This is a genomic window from Corynebacterium pyruviciproducens ATCC BAA-1742 (genome assembly GCF_000411375.1).
Classification (GTDB): domain Bacteria; phylum Actinomycetota; class Actinomycetes; order Mycobacteriales; family Mycobacteriaceae; genus Corynebacterium; species Corynebacterium pyruviciproducens.
Map to the genome: position 1 here is coordinate 1,373,037 of NZ_KE150446.1, position 16,265 is coordinate 1,389,301.

Sequence of the window (16,265 nt, forward strand, 5' to 3'; positions counted from 1 at the left end):
CGCTAAGCTGTAACCATGAATTCACGCAACTCCCTCCCCGCCCCCAGCCCCACCGCCCGCGCCCTTGTCACCGGGGCGAGCCAGGGCATCGGCCGGGCCATCGCTCGCGAGCTCGCGGCTCGGGGGTACAACCTGATCCTGGTCGCGCGTCGGCAAGCAGTACTTGAAGAACTGGCCCGCGAGCTGCCCACCGAGTGCGAGGTGCGGGCCGTCGACCTCGCCGACGCTGAGCAGCGAGGAAAGCTCATCGAGGAGATCCGCGAGCGGGAGATCAACATCATCGTCAACTCCGCGGGGATCGCCAGCTTTGGCAAGTTCATGGACCAGGATTGGGGCTACGAGACGAAGCAATTCGAGCTCAACGCCACCGCCGTGTTCGAACTCACCCGCGCGGTGCTGCCGGGGATGCTCGGCCGCGGGGAGGGTGCCATCCTCAACGTGGGATCGGCCGCCGGCAACATGCCCATCCCCAACAACGCCACGTACGTGTTCACCAAGGCCGGGGTCAACACGTTCACTGAGGCCCTCCACTACGAGCTCAAGGGCACCGGCGTGGCCTGCACCCTGCTCGCCCCCGGCCCCGTGCGGGAGGCAACAATCCCCGAGGAAGAGCAGTCCATCGTGGACAAGGTGGTGCCCGACTTCCTGTGGACCACCTACGAATCCTGCGCCACAGAATCCCTGGAAGCCCTGGCCCACAACAAGCGACGCGTGGTGCCCGGCCCGCTATCCAAGGCGATGAACGCCGTCAGCCAGGTGGCACCCGCCTCGGTTCTGTCCCCGGTCATGGGTTGGTTCTACTCCAAGATGGCCTAGGCTTGAAAATCATGAGCAACAAGGACAATCACATTGTGTGGATCGACCTGGAGATGACGGGGCTCGACCCCAAGCGCCACGTCATCGTCGAGGCGGCGGTCCACATCACCGATAACGACCTCACTATCGTGGGCGACGGCCTTGACCTCGTCATCCACGCCACCGCCGAGGAACTCGCCGAGATGGACGACGTGGTGACCAAGATGCACACCTCCAACGGGCTCGTCGAGGAGATCACAGCCTCCACCCTCACCTGCGCCGAGGCGGAGAAGCAGATCATCGCCTACATCGACGAGCACTGCGAAAACCGGCCGATTCTTGCCGGCAACTCCATCGCCACCGACCGCAGCTTCATCCGCGAATACATGCCCGCCCTGGACGCGCGCCTGCACTACCGCATGATCGACGTGAGCTCCCTCAAGGTGCTCGCCCTCAAGTGGATGCCCACCGTCTACTCGCACCAGCCCAAGAAGGGCCTCGCACACCGGGCGCTGGCAGACATCGTGGAATCCATCAAGGAGCTCGACTACTACCGCCGCTGCATGCTGCGCCCCGAGGCCGGCGACACCGCCACCGCGGCCCGCGAAGCCGACGAGAGGTACAAGGATTACCTGGCGTTTTGATGTTCCGCGAGGGTGTGGGGTAACATATCCCTCACTGCCGATTAGGCACCAATGGTGGATGTAGTTCAGCTGGTAGAGCACCAGGTTGTGATCCTGGGTGTCGCGGGTTCGAGCCCCGTCATCCACCCCTAGCAAACCCCTCGGGAAATTTCCCGAGGGGTTTTTCACTACTTCAAATACGGCTCCACAATCGGCTTGAGCACAAAGAACAGCGTGCCCAGCACGCCCGCCAGGCCGAGGAGGGCGAGCAGCACCTCCCACAGCGGGCTCTCCTGCTTCGGCGTCGCCCCCGTGCCCTGCGCCACCGCGGCGGTGCCCCGGGAATCGCTCGCCACGCCCCACGTGGTGAGCGCCGGATCCAACAGGTTGTGCAGCTCCGCCGAGTTCGAGGTGGAATGCCCCTTGGCGTGCTCCAGGTACGGCAGCTGCTCCAGGTTCCACGTGGTCCCAAACGCCGTCGTCCGCGCCACCCCCGGCGCCACCAGCACCGTGGTCCCCGCCGCCGTCGCCTGTCCACCCAGGGCCCGCCGGGCCTGGCTTTCCAGGCTTGTCGACGTCTTCACGCCGGCGTATTCGGCACAGCTTGCGAACCCATAATCCGCAATGGCGTCGCGCAGGAATTTTCCATTAAAGTGCGGGTTCTTCACTTCACACATCTCCAGACGCAGCGCCGAAATCTCATTCGACTCCGCCCCCGCGGGCGTCGCGCACACCGCGGTTGTCAGCCCCACGGCACCGGCAAGTAACAAAGCTATCGGTTTCATGCCCGTACTATCCCCGCAGCGGCCGAAGATGTAACTTTGCGCTGGTCGATGGGCTAAGGTTGATGTCATGATTTCCGTAGACCCCCAATACGTGTATGTGAGGACCCCCGATGATGACATCGCGGGTTTGAACGACTGCACAGAGGGGTTCGATCCGCGAGACGGCGTGGACCTCGAGGTCCCCGAGATTGAGGACGTGTTCTTTCTCGATCTCGGCATTTCCGGCCATTTCCGCCCGCAGGATGTCACGTGCATGTACGCCTCGGGGCGGGTGGGTACTATTGCGAACTTCGGTCAGATGCAGGCCCGCGCGATGGAGCGGTTCACCGAGCGACCCACCACCTTCGCCCACTATCAGGGCACGGACCCGGTGTGGAGCGTGACCATCCCCACCTCGTGGTACAAGCAGACGGCCTACGCCCTGCCCAGCAGTTCGACGGCGGTCAACCCGGAGGATGTCATCTTCACGCTGTCCACGCCGCAGACGTTCCGTGTGGAGTTCCGCAGCCTCGCCGAGGTGCTGCAGGACGGTACGGATGGCCTGGAACTGCGGGAGTTTAGCTTGTCGCCGGATGACGCGGACGCGTCGAGTTTTGAATCGTTCCGGCGTGATCGCTGCGCGGGGATCATCGTGTACACGTCGGGGGCGGAGTCGAGTTTGTGGGAGCCGATCGTCGGCGAGCCGGTAGAGCGTGTGATACTGGGAGTTGATAGGTAGGCTCGGAGCCATGAAGTATTCACTCATTGACTTTGCCACTATCTACCCGGGCGAGAAGCCCGGCGCCGCCTTCGAGCGCTCCGTGCGGTTTGCCCAGCACGCCGAGAAGCTCGGGTTTGACAGGATCTGGTACGCCGAGCACCACAACATGGCCACCATTGCGTCGTCGCAGCCGGCGGTGCTCATTGCATACGTGGGTGCCCATACGTCGTCGATTAGCCTAGGTGCCGGGGGTGTCATGCTACCCAACCATGCGCCGCTGCTCGTCGCCGAACAGTTCGGAACACTCGCGGAGATGTTCCCCGGGCGCATCGAGCTGGGGCTCGGGCGCGCCCCCGGCACGGACCCGACCACCCTGCGCGCCATCAGGCGGCCGCATGGTGCCGCCGACCGCTTCCCCCAGGACGTGGAGGAGCTACGTGGTTACTTCGACGATCAGCCCCTCATCCCCGGCGTGCACGCCATGCCCGGCGCCGGCACGCGCGTGCCCATCATTATCCTCGGATCGTCCCTGTTCGGCGCGACGCTTGCCGCGCAGCTCGGCCTCCCCTACGCGTTTGCTAGCCACTTCGCGCCCGAGCACCTCGAGGAGGCGGTGGACACGTACAGGCGCACGTACCAGCCGAGCGAGCAGCACCCCGAGCCGTACGTCATCGCGGCGGTCAACGTGACGGCGGCCAAGACCACCGAGGAGGCGCAGGCGAAGCTGCAGGAGATTTACCGCCGCCGCGTGCACGCCATGGTGGCGCGTGGCCGCGACCTCACCACCGACCAGCTGGACCAACTGGTGCACAGCTTCGCGGGCCACCAGGTCACCCAGATGTTGCACTACAATGCCGTGGGCAACCCGGAGGAGGTAGCGGCCTACCTCGACCAGTTTGCCGAGCACGCCCGCGCCGACGAGCTCATGCTCTCAATTCAGGACGCGGACGAATCCTCGCTGCTGGAATCCTTGGAGATCGTGTCCCAGTCGAAGTTCCAGTCGCCCAACCCGTCATAGGGGCTGAACTCGGGGCCCGTCGTGTTGGTCACCACGACGAGGTCGCCGCGTTTGACAAAGTCCTGGAACCATTTGGCGTTGTCCGTGGACACGTTGATGCAGCCATGTGAGGTGTTGGTGTTGCCCTGCGCCCACACCGACCACGGTGCCGCGTGCACGTAGATGCCCGAGTAGCTCATCTGCGTGGCGTAGTTCACCTTGGTGCGGTAGCCGCCCTGTTCGTGGGAGAGGCCGAAGGTTTCGGAATCCATGATCATCGAGGGGTTTTTGTCGCCGATGATGTACGTGCCGGGCGGGGTGGACCAGCGTCCACCGTCGCGCCCCATGGACACGGGCATCGTCTTGACGGTTTCGCCGTTCTTGGTCACCGTCATGATCTTGGTGTTGTTGTCCACGTAGGCGATGACCTCGTCGCCGATGGTGAAGTCGGCCTCCACGTTGTCGCCGCCCCACGTGGCCTTGCCCAGCTGCGTGCCAAACGGCTTGGCCTCCACGTGCACCTTGGTGCCGGGCTGCCAGTGGTCCTTCGGCCGCCAGCGCAGCTGCGACTCGTTGACCCAGTAAAACGCGCCCTCGGTGGGCGGGTCGGCGGTGACCGTGACGGTCTGCTCGGCGGCCTCTTTGTAGGCATCGGGGATGGAGATGTCGAACTGGACGTTGACGGTCTGCCCCACGCCCACTTCCATGTCGCTGGGCATGAGGTAGACCTCCGCCTTGTAGCTCGGCGTGAGCGTCTCGAACGTGGATTCCACGGTCTGTCCCTCGGAGTCCCTGGCGGTGAGGGTGTACTCCCGTCCGTAGCCCAGCGGTTCGGTCACTCTCCATGAGCTTGTCGACGTCTGGGACTCCAGCTTTCCTTGTCCCCCCAGCTCTGCGACGACTTCGCCGGCATCGTTCACAAGCTTGGCTGCCACGAGTTCGGTGCCGAACGTGTGCACCTCAATGGTCTGGCTCGGGGACACGACCGCCCCGTCTCCCACCGTGAATGACGGCGGAATCCCGATCGTGTTCTCGATCGGCGGCGCACTGTGTGAATCCTCGGTAGGAATGGTGCACCCGCTTGCAAAAACCACACCTGCGCAAGCTAGAAGCACTGCTACATACCGTTTTACCTTCACTGAAGCTCCTTCGAATGTCACCTTGACCAGACGATTTTACAATACTTGGGCCAAAGATTATATTTAAGTCTCGTCGCAAGGCAACGCCTTAAAGACATGCGCCATTAGCTCAACTGGCAGAGCAACTGACTCTTAATCAGTGGGTTCGGGGTTCGAGTCCCTGATGGCGCACAGAAAAACCCGGTAAGTTCGTCTTACCGGGTTTTGTTGTGTTCCCCCCGACCCCCGTCGGCTGCTAGATCTGCCTCCTGGTCTGGCGCACGCCAAGGAGAATCAGCCCGCTCATGATGAGCAGCGAGGCGATCCCCACCGGCAGCCCCACCGGCGCGCCGGTATCAGCGAGCTTCTTCTTCGAGGTGGACTTCTTCTTGGACGAGGACTTCCCCACGGAGATCTTCGGCTTCTTCTGCCCTGACTTGGCGGAGACCTTGGTCTTCGTCGTCGTCTTCTTTGTGTTGCTTGTCAACGGCTTCGTGGCCGAGGTCTGCTGCTTCAGTTCCGCGAGCGTGAGCGAATCGCCGCCACCCGGCTGCTTCACCGTCACCTTCGGCTTCTTCTGCTGTGGCCCCGTCTTCGAGGTGCCGTCGTTATTTCCCGACGGCTTCGACGGCGCGAGCGCCTTGTTGAGGGTGCCTCCGGCAAGACCTGCGACCATGCCGCCGGTGACAAGAAGCCCCACGACGGTGCCGATGATCGCCTCGGAATCGGACGCGGCGGACGACCCCGCGGGCTTGGCGGGCTTCGTTGGCCGTGGCGTTGACGTGGGCGCCGGGCTCGGCACCTCCTTCGTCGTTGTCGTCGTTGTCGTCGTGGAGGTGGTGGTGGTGGTTTCCTCGCTCATCGGCGTATCGGGCACGGGCGTAGCAGCGGACGCGGACGACGACTCAGCGGGCGCGGGCGACGGCTCGGCGGACGACGTGACGGTCGCGGACGACGACGTGGTGGCCGAGGAACTCTCCGTCGGAGTCGGCTCGCTCGTGGTAGTCTCCGTGCTACTCGGGGCAGTGGTCGTGGTCGTCTCCGAGGACGATGCCGCCGCGGAGGGCGCTGCCGACACCGCCGACGGCACCGACGCGGGGGCCACAACGAGGGGCTCGAGGGCCTTGTTCAGATCGGCGAAGCCACGTCCCAGCTCGGCGATGGGATCCACCGGCGCGGCGGCATCGGCGGGACGTTCCTTGAGCACACCCACCATCATCTTCTGGTTATCCTTGCCCAGCTCGAGGGTGAGGGTGGTGGAATTGTCCTTGTTCTCCGTGGCGACCAGGGGGGTATCGGGGGTGGCCGGGCGGGGGAGTGCAGAAAAGCTCTTCGAGCCAAGACGCTTGCCACTGATGTCGAGGGCGTGAGCGCGCCAGTCACCGGCCGACGTAGTCACCTTGACGTCCTGGGACACATCCGGAACCACCAGGGTGAGGGGCTCGGGCTTACCGTCCTTGGTCAACGTCACCGTGAGCTCCACTTTCGCGTCCGAGCCCACCAGCGTCGGCTCGCCCGGAATCTCGAAGGCCAGTGCACGCTTATCGACGCCCACCGTCTTGCTATCCTTGCCCACCTTGACCGTTACCGTGTAGCCATCCAGGCCCGGGACGGTGACCTCTTTGCCGGGGATCAGCTTGCCGTCGGGCCCACGAAGACCCGCGAAATCCAGCCAAAACACATCCTTGCCAGATTTCTCCGTTCCCTGCGTAGCGTACGCGGCCAACGCCGGGGAGGGGACAAAAACAGCCCCCGTGACAGACAACGCCGCCGCCATCACTACTGCTACGGTCTTCTTGTGCGCCATACCCACCTCAACTAGGAATCATCGTGACAGTTCTATTAACTAGAGTAGGGGATGAAAGACCAAACGTAAACAACGCCACAGGCCTAGAGTAGAGACATGGACGTTACAATTTACGACGTTGCAGAGCGCGCCGGAGTTGCGGCCTCCACTGTGTCCCGCGCCTTCTCCCGCCCGGACCGGGTGAGCTTCAAAACAGCAGAGAAGATCAGGCGCGCCGCCATAGAACTCGGCTACCACCAAGACCTCGAAGTACGGGCCGGAACCAATCGTAGAACGGGCATCCTCGGGCTCATCGTGGCGGATATCGCCAACCCCTTCTTCCTCGAGCTCGCCCGCGGCGCGGGCCATGCCGCCGCCACCCACAAAATGATCGTGGCCACCGTCAACACCAACGAATCCCACGTCCGCGGCCGCAGCTCCATCACCGCCCTCACCCCGTTTGTCGACGGCCTCCTCCTCGCCTCCACCCGCGTCGCCGCCGCAGACATCCAAAAAATCGCCCGCGGCATCCCCACCGTCGTGTGCAACCGCCCCGTCCAGGGCGTGCCCAGCGTGCTGGTGGATAACCACGACGGCGCCCTCAAGGCGATGCTGCACCTCCAAGCCCACGGCTGCAAAACCGTCACCTACCTCGCCGGCCCCGAGGGCGCCTGGGCGGACTCCATGCGCTGGCGAGGCATCATCGACTCCGTCAACGCCCCCGACCGCGACTACGGCCGCGGCCTGCAACCTACCCGGGACCAAACGGAACGGCTGGCCAAGATCCAGGTGCGACAGCTGCGCATGGATGCGCCCACCGTCACCGGCGGGCGGCGCGTCTTTGAGATCTGGAAAGATAGCCCCTCCGACGCGGTCATCTGCTACAACGATTTGGTCGCCATCGGGTTCATCCAGGGCGCCAAGGCGCATGGCATGCGCGTTCCCGACGATGTCAAGGTGATCGGCTTTGACAACACCGAGATGACCGTGGTCAGCTCCCCCACGCTCACCACCGTGGCGGGCCCGCTGCGCACCGTCGGGCGCGTGGCCGCCGCCAACTTGATCGCGCTCATCGAGGGCATGAACGTGCCCATGTCCAAACCGCGACGGCTGCCCACCCGCCTCATTGTGCGTGAATCGACGGGCCCGACGGGCTAGACCAACAGCGACAGGCCCCAGCTTTCGAAGAGCTTGTTCCGGTTTCTAGCATCCGTCGTCACCACGAGAAAGCCTGGGTCGATGGTGGCAATCACCCAGATATGCACGGGCATAAGGGCAATTTTCCCACAACAAAAATAGCGCTTTGTGCATATCCCCAGGTCGGCACTCAAAAGTAACCTGGGCCACAAAGCAACCTTTGGCAACAGCGGTTATTTCGGCCTCACCTCGGGATATGTTGAAGGCATGAACAACCACCCCGCTTACAATCCTGATCGCCTCTTCCCCGCCGATCCGGGGACGCGCGACATCGCCCGTCGCCTCTACGGCTACGTGGCGGATCTGCCCATCGTGAGCCCGCACGGCCACCTCGATCCGCAGATGTTCGTGGACAACACCCCGTTCCCCAACCCCACCAAGCTGCTCATCAGCCCGGACCACTACCTCACCCGGCTCCTCCACTCCGCCGGCATCGACATGGAGGAACTGCAGGTCGGAGGCCACGAGGGCCAGGGCCCCCGCCACGCCTGGCGGCTGTTCTGCGAAAACTGGGACCTCTTCGCCGGCACCGCGACCGGTTACTGGGTGGAGCAGGAGTTCGCCCACGTCTTCGGCATCGACCCCTCCCGCATCTGCGCCGAGCAGGCCGATACGCTTTACGACGCGCTGTCTGACGTCCTGGCACAGCCCGACTTCCGGCCCCGCGAGCTCGCCGAGAAATTCAAGCTCGATGTCCTCGCCACCACCGACGACCCGCTCGATGACCTCGCCGCCCACGCCGCGCTCCACGCCGACGCGAGCTTCGCGCCCAGGGTCCTGCCCACGTTCCGCCCCGACGCCTACACCAAGATGTACAACGAAGGCTTCGCGGAGAACGTCGACAAGCTCATTGAAACCGCAGGCGACGGGAAAACCGGCTACGAGGGCTACCTCCAGGCCATGCGCAACCGCCGCCAGTACTTCATCGACCACGGCGCCGTGAGCACCGACCACGGCATCCACAACTGCCAAACCACCCCGCTCGAGCCCGCCGAGGCCCAGGCGCTGTTAGACATGGGCCTGCGCGGCGAAGCCACCTTCGCCGAAGCCCTCGTTTTTGAGGCCAACATGACCTACCGGTTCGCAGAGATGAGCCAGGACGACGGGCTCGTCATGACCATTCACCCCGGCGTCTACCGCAACAGCTCCCCCACCGCCCTGAAGAAATTCGGCCCCGACACCGGACACGACATCCCCTTCGGGCTCGACTACATCAACGGGCTGCAGCCCCTGCTGGCCGACTTCGGCGAGAACCCCGACTTCCACTTCGTCATGTTCACCATGGACGAAACAGTCTTCTCCCGCGAAATCGCCCCCATCGCCGGCTACTACCCCGCCGCCTACGCGGGCGCCCCCTGGTGGTTCATCGACGAAATCGATGCCATGAAGCGCTTCCGCGCAGCCACCACCGGCACCACCGGGTTCTCCCGCTACTCCGGCTTCATCGACGACACCCGCGCCTACTGCTCCATCCCCGCCCGCCACGACACGTCCCGCCGCGTCGAGGCCAGCTACCTCGCCCGCCTCGTCGCCGAGCACCGCCTCACCGAGGACCGCGCAGCAGACATCATCGTAGACCTCATCGACAACTCCCCCAGGAGGGTATTCAACCTATGAGCACACTCGTTCACCTCGGACTCGGCGCCTTCCACCGCGCCCACCAAGTCTGGTACACCCACGTCGCCGACCCCGACTGGAACTACGTCTCCTTCACCGGCCGCTCCGCCCGCATGAGCGACCTCCTCACCGCGCAGGGCAACAAATACACCCTCGTCACCCGCTCCAAGGACGGCGACTCCTTCGAACTCATCGACACCATCACCGAAACCCATCCCGCTTCCAACGTCGAACGCCTCACCGAACTCATGGCCTCCCCCGACGTCAAGGTGGTTACCCTCACCATCACCGAGGCCGGCTACGACGACACCTCCGACAACTCCGCACCCCGCCGCCTCGCCACAGGCTTGGCCGCCCGCCAGCGGGCCAGTGCAGGACCTATCGCAATCATGAGCTGCGACAACGTCTCCGGCAACGGCGCCAAGTGCAAGGCCGCCGTGTACGCCGTCGCCGACGCCGACCTGCGCGCCTGGATGGACGACAACGTCACCTTCCCCACCACCTCCATCGACCGCATCACCCCCGCCACCACCGACGAACTCATCGAGCTGGTGGAAAAGGAAACCGGGTTCGCCGACAAGGCCCCCGTGGTCACCGAGCCGTTCGCCAGCTGGGTCATCGAGGGCGAATTCCCTGCCGGCCGCCCCGCCTGGGAAAACGCCGGCGTGGAGTTCGTGAATGACATCGAACCCTTCGAGCACCGCAAACTGTGGCTCTTGAACGGCTCCCACTCGCTCATGGCCTACTACGGCCAGCTCAAGGGGCACGAAACCGTCGCCGACGCGATCGCCGACCCCGCCGTGCGCGAAAAAGTAGAAAACCTATGGAACGAAGCGGCTCAAGGCTTGCCCATGGACGTGACGGACTACCGGGCGAGCCTCATCGAGCGGTTTGAGAATCCGAATATCCGCCACAACCTGGCCCAGATCGCCATCGACGGGGCAACGAAGCAGATGAACCGGGCCGTGCCGATCTACGGCATCGCCCACGGGCCCGGCGCGGCATGGTCCATCGCAGCCTGGATCGTTTATTGCCTTTCCACTGACGAGATTAAGGACACGCGCGCCGAGGAGATCGCGGCCGCGAAGCAAGATTCTGACCCCGTCCAGGCCCTGTGCGGGGTGCTGGGCATCGATGCGGATGATCAGATCCGCGCCACAGTAAAGGAGATTCGCAGTGCTTAGGCCACAGCTGAATGAGACCCGCGAACTGCAGCCCCTGGATGGTTTCTGGCAGTTTTCGCTCGACGGTGAGACATACGACCGCGAGATGGCGGTCCCCGGTTCCGTCAACGACGTGTTCGCTGACTGCGAGGTTCGCGACCACGTGGGCGTGTACTACTACAAGCGCGACGTGTTCGTGCCCCAGTCCTACACGGGGCTTGTGTCGTTGCGTTTCGGGTCGGTGACGCACCACGCGGTGGTGAAGGTCAACGGCACGGAGGTGGGCCGCCACAAGGGCGGTTACCTGCCGTTCGAGTGCGACATCACGGACCTTGTCACCCCCGGGACGAGTTGTGAGGTCATCGTCGAGGTGGATAACCGCCTGGACATGACGTGCATTCCGCCGGGCAAGGTGGTGACGGCGCCGGATGGCACGCTGCGCCAGGAGTACATGCACGATTTTTACAACTATTCCGGCATTCACCGCACGATGTACCTGGTAAATAAGCCCAGACGGCACGTGTGTGACGTGAGGATCGTCGCCGGGATGGATGGCGTGTGCCACTACGAGGTCAGGCAGTCCGAGCCGGGCGAGGTGCGTGTCACCGTCGTCGAGGGCGAGGTCAGTGGGACCGGGGAGAAGGGGGCGCTGAGCGTCGACAAGCCACGACTGTGGGCCCCCGGGGACGGTAACCTCTACACCCTCCTCATTGAGCTTGTCGACGGCGACTCGGTGGTCGACTGCTACCGCGAGCAGTTCGGCTTCCGGACCGTCGAAATCTCAGGCCACCACTTCCTCATCAACGGCAAGCCCTTCTACTTCACCGGCTTCGGCATGCACGAAGACCACGAAACGCTGGGCAAAGCCCACAACGACGTCTCCATGCAACGCGACATGGAACTGCTCGACTGGATCGGCGCCAACTCGCTGCGCACCAGCCACTACCCCTACGCCGAGGAATGGATGGACTACTGCGATAGGCACGGCATCGTCGTCATCGACGAAACCCCCGCCGTCGGCCTCAACACCTCCGTCGCCGGCGGCATCCTCGGCAGCGCCGTCCAAAAGACCTACGGGCCCGACTCCGTCAACGAGCACACCCAGACCCACCACGCCGACACCATCCGCGACCTCATCGCCCGCGACAAGAACCGGCCCAGCGTGGTCCTGTGGTCCATCGCCAACGAACCCGACACCACCGACCCCGATTCCAGGGCCTACTTCGAACCGCTGGCGAAACTCGCCCGCGACTGCGACCCCACCCGGCCCATCGGCTACGTCAACGTCATGACCTCCCCGTACGACAAGTGCCACATCACCGACCTATTCGACGTCATGATGATCAACCGCTACTACGGCTGGTACGTCGACGCCGGCGACCTCCCAACAGCCAAGATCCACTTCCGCGAAGAACTCGACGGCTGGATCAACCGCTTCGGCGACAAACCCATCATCATCACCGAATACGGCGCCGACACCGTCGCCGGACTCCACTCCCTCTACAACTCGCTCTTCACCGAGGACTACCAAGTGGCCTACCTGGAAGCCAACTCCGAGGTATTCGACGAATGCGACAACGTCATCGGCGAACACATGTGGAACTTCGCCGACTTCCAAACCAAACCAGGCTTCGCCCGCGTCGACGGCAACAAGAAGGGCGCATTCACACGCGACCGCCGTCCCAAGGCCGCCGCCCGGTACCTACGAGATAGGTGGACACACCGTGAAAACTAACAAAGTAATAAGCTACGCGCTGGGCGACGTAGCAAACAACCTATCCTTCATGATGACATCCATGTTCCTCATGGTCTTCATGACGGAAATCGCCGGTATCTCCGCCGGCGTCGCCGGAACCATCTACGGCGTGACCAAAGTCTGGGCCGGCATCACCGACCTCTTCAGCGGACAAATGGTCGACCGCTTCGACACCCGCTGGGGCAGGCTCCGCCCCTGGATCCTCTTCGGCTCCACGCCGCTAGCCATCGTTTTCGTCCTGCTGTTCAGCGTCCCCGCCGGACTCGGGCCCACCGCGACGATCGCCTGGATCTTCCTCTTCGACGCCGCCTTCCAGCTGTGCTACTCGCTGGTCAACATCCCCTACGGCTCGCTGTCCGCGGCCATGACGCAGGACCCCGTCGACCGCTCCAAGCTGTCCGGCGCCCGCTCCATCGCCTCCGCCGTCACCGGCGTGGCCCTGTCCGCCGTCATCGCGCCGCAGTTCCAAGACACCGCCGCCGACGGCGTGCGCCTCAAGTTCACGCTCACCTGCGTGGGCCTCGGCGTACTCGCCATCATCTTGTACCTCATCTGCTTTGCCAACGCCCGCGAGGTCGTGCCGCGCAGTGAGAACAAGGTCAGCCTGCGCACCACGCTGGGAATGATCAAGCGGAACAAGCCGCTTTTGACCCTGTGCCTCGGCGCGTTCTTCCTGCTCGGCGCCATGTTCACCATGAACGCCGTGGGCATGTACTACGCCCGCTACGTACTCGGCAACGCCGGCTGGTTCACCTTCCTCATGCTGGCCCAAACCGTCGGCACCATCCTCATCGCCAGCTTCGTGCCCCAGATCACCGCCCGGTTTGGCAAGCGAAATGGCTATATCGCTGCAGGGCTTGTGGCTATCGCCGGATACCTGCTCATCTTCTTCATGCCCGGTGGCTCCCTGCTGCTCGGGATCATCGCCTGGTTCCTGCTCGGCGTGGGCACCGGCGGCACCAACTCGCTCATGTTCTCCATGCAGGCCGACACCGTGGACTACGGCGAATGGGTCTCCAACACCCGCGCCGAGGGCGGGTCGTACTCCATCCTCTCGTTCATCCGCAAGAGCGGGCAGGGCCTGGGCGGCTGGGTCGGCGGTGCCGTCGTCGCAGCCTTCGGATACGTGGCAAGGGCAGACACCCAGTCCGCCGAGGCACTGCAGGGCATCCGCATCGCCACCGGTGCTGTGCCGGCCATCCTCGCCGCCCTGGCGCTCGTGGTTATGTTCTTCTATAGGCTCGACGCTGACCGGCACGCACAGGTTGTCACCGAGCTGAACAAGCGGCGGACGCAGGAAGCGGTGGCAGAGCACGCGGGTGTCCCCGCCGACCGGATCGTCACCGGCAACGTGGGCGACGGCCGCACCATGCGGATCCGCAAGGAAGGCGAGGCCGTCCCGCCGATCGTCACCGTGTTCGGGCAGCGTGGCTCGGGTGCCTCCGAGATCGCGCCGGCGCTCGCCGAGAAACTCGGCGTGCCGTACGTGGAGCAGCGGTTTAGCTCCAAGACACTGTCCCAGGTAGACCGCAACACGCTCATCAGCGACAGCGCCTTCAGCCGCTGGATGCGGTCCGTGTCCGTAGATAACGATGCGGCAGGCATCGCCGCCGACCGAGAGATTGCCGCCAACAACACCGCCTACGTGCTAGAAGCCGTGGACAACGGCGGCGTGCTGCTCGGGCGCAACGGTGCGATCGTGCTGCGCCACGTGGTGGGCGCACTTCACGTCCGGCTCGTTGCCCCGTTGGGCAAGCGTGTGGAGCGCGTCATGTTCAAGACAGGGCTCGGCGCAGCCGAAGCCGAGGAACAGTGCCATGCAGAAGACCGCCTTCGTGCGGAAATGGCACGCGCACTCTACCAGTGGGACCCCAATACGGATGAGTCCTACGACCTGGTCCTCAACACATCGAGTGTGACCTACGATCAGATCGTGGACATCATCGCCGATGTGTACTACGACAAGTACCCGCAGGCTAAACGGGACTAGTCGCGCCAGGCTATGGCGGAGCTTTTTACAGCTCCGCCATTTTCTTTGCCAACCTAATCGCACCCCCCAACGCGGTCGGGTGCATGTTCAGCTTCGGGTCGCCGCCGAAGGCGGGAACCCACATTTCCAGGCCGTCGATCTTTTCCACCCGGCCATGCATGGGGTTTTCCGGGTCGTCGTCGTTGCGGCCGTTATCGTATGCACACAGCATCGCCAGGTTGGAGGTCACCGTCTTACCGCCGTTCTTGTAGGCCTTGACGTGGTTCGGTTGGCAGAAGTCGGCGCCGACACCGCACCCGTCGGCAACACACACAGGATTCTTGGCCTTGAGCACTAGCCTCTGGTAAGCGTCGGCAAAGCGAGCGTCGGGGTCCTCGTGACGGAGAGTGAACAGCCCAAGGTCCTCACCGGTGACGTGATCAACCGTGAGAGCGAAACCATGGTCAGTGACCGCAGCCTGGGTGAACTCCTGAACCGTCATCCGTGCACCGTTGGACAGCGAGAGGACGGCGTGGGCGCGCTCAGCGGGGGTGACCCCCAGCACGCGCTCGTCCAAAGGAAGCACAACCACCGGAGTGACCAACGGAACCTTGCCGGTGGCGTTGCCGAGCATCAGCAGACAAGCCGCGTCCGACACCGGGATGCCCTCCTTCTCCGCGTACGCCTTGGCAGCCGTGAACGCCTGGGTGACAAGGTTGCTCTCGGTGCGAATATGGAAATCCATGTACGTGGTGTTATTCACCCGGCGCGCCGACGCCGCCTTGGACGGGTTTACCACCCCGGTGCCGTTAATAGCCGCGACAATCTCCGCGCCACGCTTCCGAATCGTCGCAAGATCGGCCGGCAGCGCCGTCAACCCGCAACGCACCTGCCACGCCTTGCGCTTGTCCTTGAGGTGGCCCACCTGGGTCTCAATCTCCTTGAGCGTGCCCAGCGTGTGCCGGTTGGCGCTGGCGGACGCGCGGCAATCGCGCTGCTTCTTCGCTGCCGTCGACGAACCAAAATAGATGGACGAAAGCTTCTTGATCGTCCTCGCCAGCGTGGTATCCGCACCACGGGCGACGAGTTGCCTGATGGTGGAACCGTGGTAAACCCCCAGAATGTTCCCCATCGCGTCTGAGTACAGGGCGAGAAAATCAGCCCCCCGGTCGTGATTCATATCTAGCACAGTAAAAGCCTTTCCACTGGCCCGCAGGATATGGGGGGGTGCGGGCTTGCTACCCCCGCCGTAGAGTGGGGGCATGACGAAACGTTTGGAAAAGGGCGATAAGGCGCCCGGTTTTACGCTGACTTCGGCAACTGGGGATTCGGTAAGCCTGCCGGAGGAGGGCAAGGTTATCGTGTACTTTTACCCGCGGGCGAACACGCCGGGGTGCACCACGGAGGCGTGCGATTTCCGGGACAACATTGAGTCGTTGGGGCTGCCGGTGCTGGGGATTTCGCCGGACAAGCCGGAGAAGTTGGAAAAGTTCATTTCGGACCACGGGCTGAACTTCACGCTGCTATCGGATCCGGACCACGCGGTGGCGGAGGCGTACGGGGCGTACGGGGAGAAGAAGAACTACGGCAAGACCGTCATGGGTGTTATCCGCTCCACGTTTTACGTGGTTGACGGCGTAATCGAACACGCCTGGTACAACGTGCGGGCGAAGGGACACGTTGACCGCATCCGCCGCGATCTCGACCTGTAACAACTTCTGGCAACAACTAGCTGGAAGTGGGGCGTTCGGGAGACACT

At 63.7% G+C, this 16,265-nt stretch carries 14 protein-coding genes and 2 tRNA genes; 12 read left to right on the plus strand and 4 right to left on the minus strand.

Going from position 1 to position 16,265, the window contains the following annotated elements:
- The first annotated feature begins 15 nt into the window (after positions 1–15).
- From cmrA to HMPREF1219_RS05965, 3 genes are all read left to right on the plus strand, one after another.
- Positions 16–816: a mycolate reductase gene (gene cmrA / locus HMPREF1219_RS05955; protein WP_016457994.1), complete on the plus strand. Its 801-nt coding sequence runs from the start codon at positions 16–18 to the stop codon at positions 814–816.
- Between the two features lie 11 nt (positions 817–827).
- On the plus strand, positions 828–1,439 hold the full coding sequence (orn, locus tag HMPREF1219_RS05960; protein ID WP_016457995.1) for an oligoribonuclease: 612 nt from the start codon (positions 828–830) through the stop codon (positions 1,437–1,439).
- Positions 1,440–1,493: 54 nt separating this feature from the next.
- Positions 1,494–1,566 (plus strand) — tRNA-His (locus tag HMPREF1219_RS05965).
- A gap of 40 nt (positions 1,567–1,606) precedes the next feature.
- Here the strand turns inward: HMPREF1219_RS05965 and HMPREF1219_RS05970 are convergent.
- Positions 1,607–2,203, minus strand: coding sequence for a hypothetical protein (locus tag HMPREF1219_RS05970; RefSeq protein WP_016457996.1), 597 nt, complete (start codon positions 2,201–2,203; stop codon positions 1,607–1,609).
- Between the two features lie 67 nt (positions 2,204–2,270).
- Here HMPREF1219_RS05970 and HMPREF1219_RS05975 point away from each other — a divergent pair, with 67 nt between their 5' ends.
- Entirely contained in the window at positions 2,271–2,921 is a 651-nt protein-coding gene (locus HMPREF1219_RS05975; RefSeq protein WP_016457997.1) for a hypothetical protein, read from the plus strand.
- Between the two features lie 10 nt (positions 2,922–2,931).
- On the plus strand, positions 2,932–3,921 hold the full coding sequence (locus tag HMPREF1219_RS05980) for an LLM class flavin-dependent oxidoreductase (RefSeq protein WP_016457998.1): 990 nt from the start codon (positions 2,932–2,934) through the stop codon (positions 3,919–3,921).
- Here HMPREF1219_RS05980 and HMPREF1219_RS05985 read toward each other — a convergent pair.
- Positions 3,840–5,039, minus strand: a complete 1,200-nt coding sequence (locus HMPREF1219_RS05985) for a L,D-transpeptidase (RefSeq protein ID WP_016457999.1) — start codon at positions 5,037–5,039, stop codon at positions 3,840–3,842. The two genes, HMPREF1219_RS05980 and HMPREF1219_RS05985, sit on opposite strands and share 82 nt — an antisense overlap.
- A 98-nt stretch (positions 5,040–5,137) precedes the next feature.
- On the opposite strand from HMPREF1219_RS05985, the gene HMPREF1219_RS05990 reads away from it, so the two are divergent.
- Positions 5,138–5,210 (plus strand) — tRNA-Lys (locus HMPREF1219_RS05990).
- A 64-nt stretch (positions 5,211–5,274) separates the two neighbouring features.
- On the opposite strand, the gene HMPREF1219_RS12795 is transcribed toward HMPREF1219_RS05990, so the two are convergent.
- Positions 5,275–6,825, minus strand: coding sequence for a hypothetical protein (locus HMPREF1219_RS12795; protein ID WP_016458000.1), 1,551 nt, complete (start codon positions 6,823–6,825; stop codon positions 5,275–5,277).
- Positions 6,826–6,921: 96 nt separating this feature from the next.
- On the opposite strand from HMPREF1219_RS12795, the gene HMPREF1219_RS06000 reads away from it, so the two are divergent.
- From HMPREF1219_RS06000 to HMPREF1219_RS06020, 5 genes are all read left to right on the plus strand, one after another.
- Positions 6,922–7,962, plus strand: a complete 1,041-nt coding sequence (locus HMPREF1219_RS06000) for a LacI family DNA-binding transcriptional regulator (protein ID WP_016458001.1) — start codon at positions 6,922–6,924, stop codon at positions 7,960–7,962.
- Positions 7,963–8,208: 246 nt separating this feature from the next.
- Positions 8,209–9,618: a glucuronate isomerase gene (gene uxaC, locus HMPREF1219_RS06005; RefSeq protein WP_040426975.1), complete on the plus strand. Its 1,410-nt coding sequence runs from the start codon at positions 8,209–8,211 to the stop codon at positions 9,616–9,618.
- Positions 9,615–10,802, plus strand: coding sequence for a mannitol dehydrogenase family protein (locus HMPREF1219_RS06010; RefSeq protein WP_016458004.1), 1,188 nt, complete (start codon positions 9,615–9,617; stop codon positions 10,800–10,802). Before uxaC ends, HMPREF1219_RS06010 begins: the two co-directional genes overlap by 4 nt.
- The gene (gene uidA, locus HMPREF1219_RS06015) at positions 10,795–12,516 is read left to right on the plus strand and encodes a beta-glucuronidase (RefSeq protein ID WP_016458005.1); all 1,722 of its coding nucleotides are present in this window, start codon (positions 10,795–10,797) and stop codon (positions 12,514–12,516) included. The genes HMPREF1219_RS06010 and uidA overlap by 8 nt, the downstream gene beginning before the upstream one ends.
- Entirely contained in the window at positions 12,506–14,527 is a 2,022-nt protein-coding gene (locus HMPREF1219_RS06020) for a cytidylate kinase family protein (RefSeq protein ID WP_016458006.1), read from the plus strand. Before uidA ends, HMPREF1219_RS06020 begins: the two co-directional genes overlap by 11 nt.
- A gap of 25 nt (positions 14,528–14,552) precedes the next feature.
- On the opposite strand, the gene HMPREF1219_RS06025 is transcribed toward HMPREF1219_RS06020, so the two are convergent.
- On the minus strand, positions 14,553–15,686 hold the full coding sequence (locus HMPREF1219_RS06025) for an HNH endonuclease signature motif containing protein (protein ID WP_016458007.1): 1,134 nt from the start codon (positions 15,684–15,686) through the stop codon (positions 14,553–14,555).
- 82 nt (positions 15,687–15,768) lie between these two features.
- On the opposite strand from HMPREF1219_RS06025, the gene bcp reads away from it, so the two are divergent.
- Positions 15,769–16,218, plus strand: a complete 450-nt coding sequence (gene bcp / locus HMPREF1219_RS06030; RefSeq protein WP_016458008.1) for a thioredoxin-dependent thiol peroxidase — start codon at positions 15,769–15,771, stop codon at positions 16,216–16,218.
- Positions 16,219–16,265: the final 47 nt, after the last annotated feature.

Bases quoted from the DNA above. Each gene is read 5' to 3' on its own strand.
- HMPREF1219_RS05970 (WP_016457996.1), bottom strand. From the start codon at position 2,203: ATGAAACCGATAGCTTTGTTACTTGCCGGTGCCGTGGGGCTGACAACC.
- orn (WP_016457995.1), top strand. From the start codon at position 828: ATGAGCAACAAGGACAATCACATTGTGTGGATCGACCTGGAGATGACG.
- cmrA (WP_016457994.1), top strand. From the start codon at position 16: ATGAATTCACGCAACTCCCTCCCCGCCCCCAGCCCCACCGCCCGCGCC.
- bcp (WP_016458008.1), top strand. From the start codon at position 15,769: ATGACGAAACGTTTGGAAAAGGGCGATAAGGCGCCCGGTTTTACGCTG.
- HMPREF1219_RS06010 (WP_016458004.1), top strand. From the start codon at position 9,615: ATGAGCACACTCGTTCACCTCGGACTCGGCGCCTTCCACCGCGCCCAC.
- HMPREF1219_RS05975 (WP_016457997.1), top strand. From the start codon at position 2,271: ATGATTTCCGTAGACCCCCAATACGTGTATGTGAGGACCCCCGATGAT.
- HMPREF1219_RS12795 (WP_016458000.1), bottom strand. From the start codon at position 6,825: ATGGCGCACAAGAAGACCGTAGCAGTAGTGATGGCGGCGGCGTTGTCT.
- HMPREF1219_RS06025 (WP_016458007.1), bottom strand. From the start codon at position 15,686: ATGAATCACGACCGGGGGGCTGATTTTCTCGCCCTGTACTCAGACGCG.
- HMPREF1219_RS06000 (WP_016458001.1), top strand. From the start codon at position 6,922: ATGGACGTTACAATTTACGACGTTGCAGAGCGCGCCGGAGTTGCGGCC.
- HMPREF1219_RS05980 (WP_016457998.1), top strand. From the start codon at position 2,932: ATGAAGTATTCACTCATTGACTTTGCCACTATCTACCCGGGCGAGAAG.
- uxaC (WP_040426975.1), top strand. From the start codon at position 8,209: ATGAACAACCACCCCGCTTACAATCCTGATCGCCTCTTCCCCGCCGAT.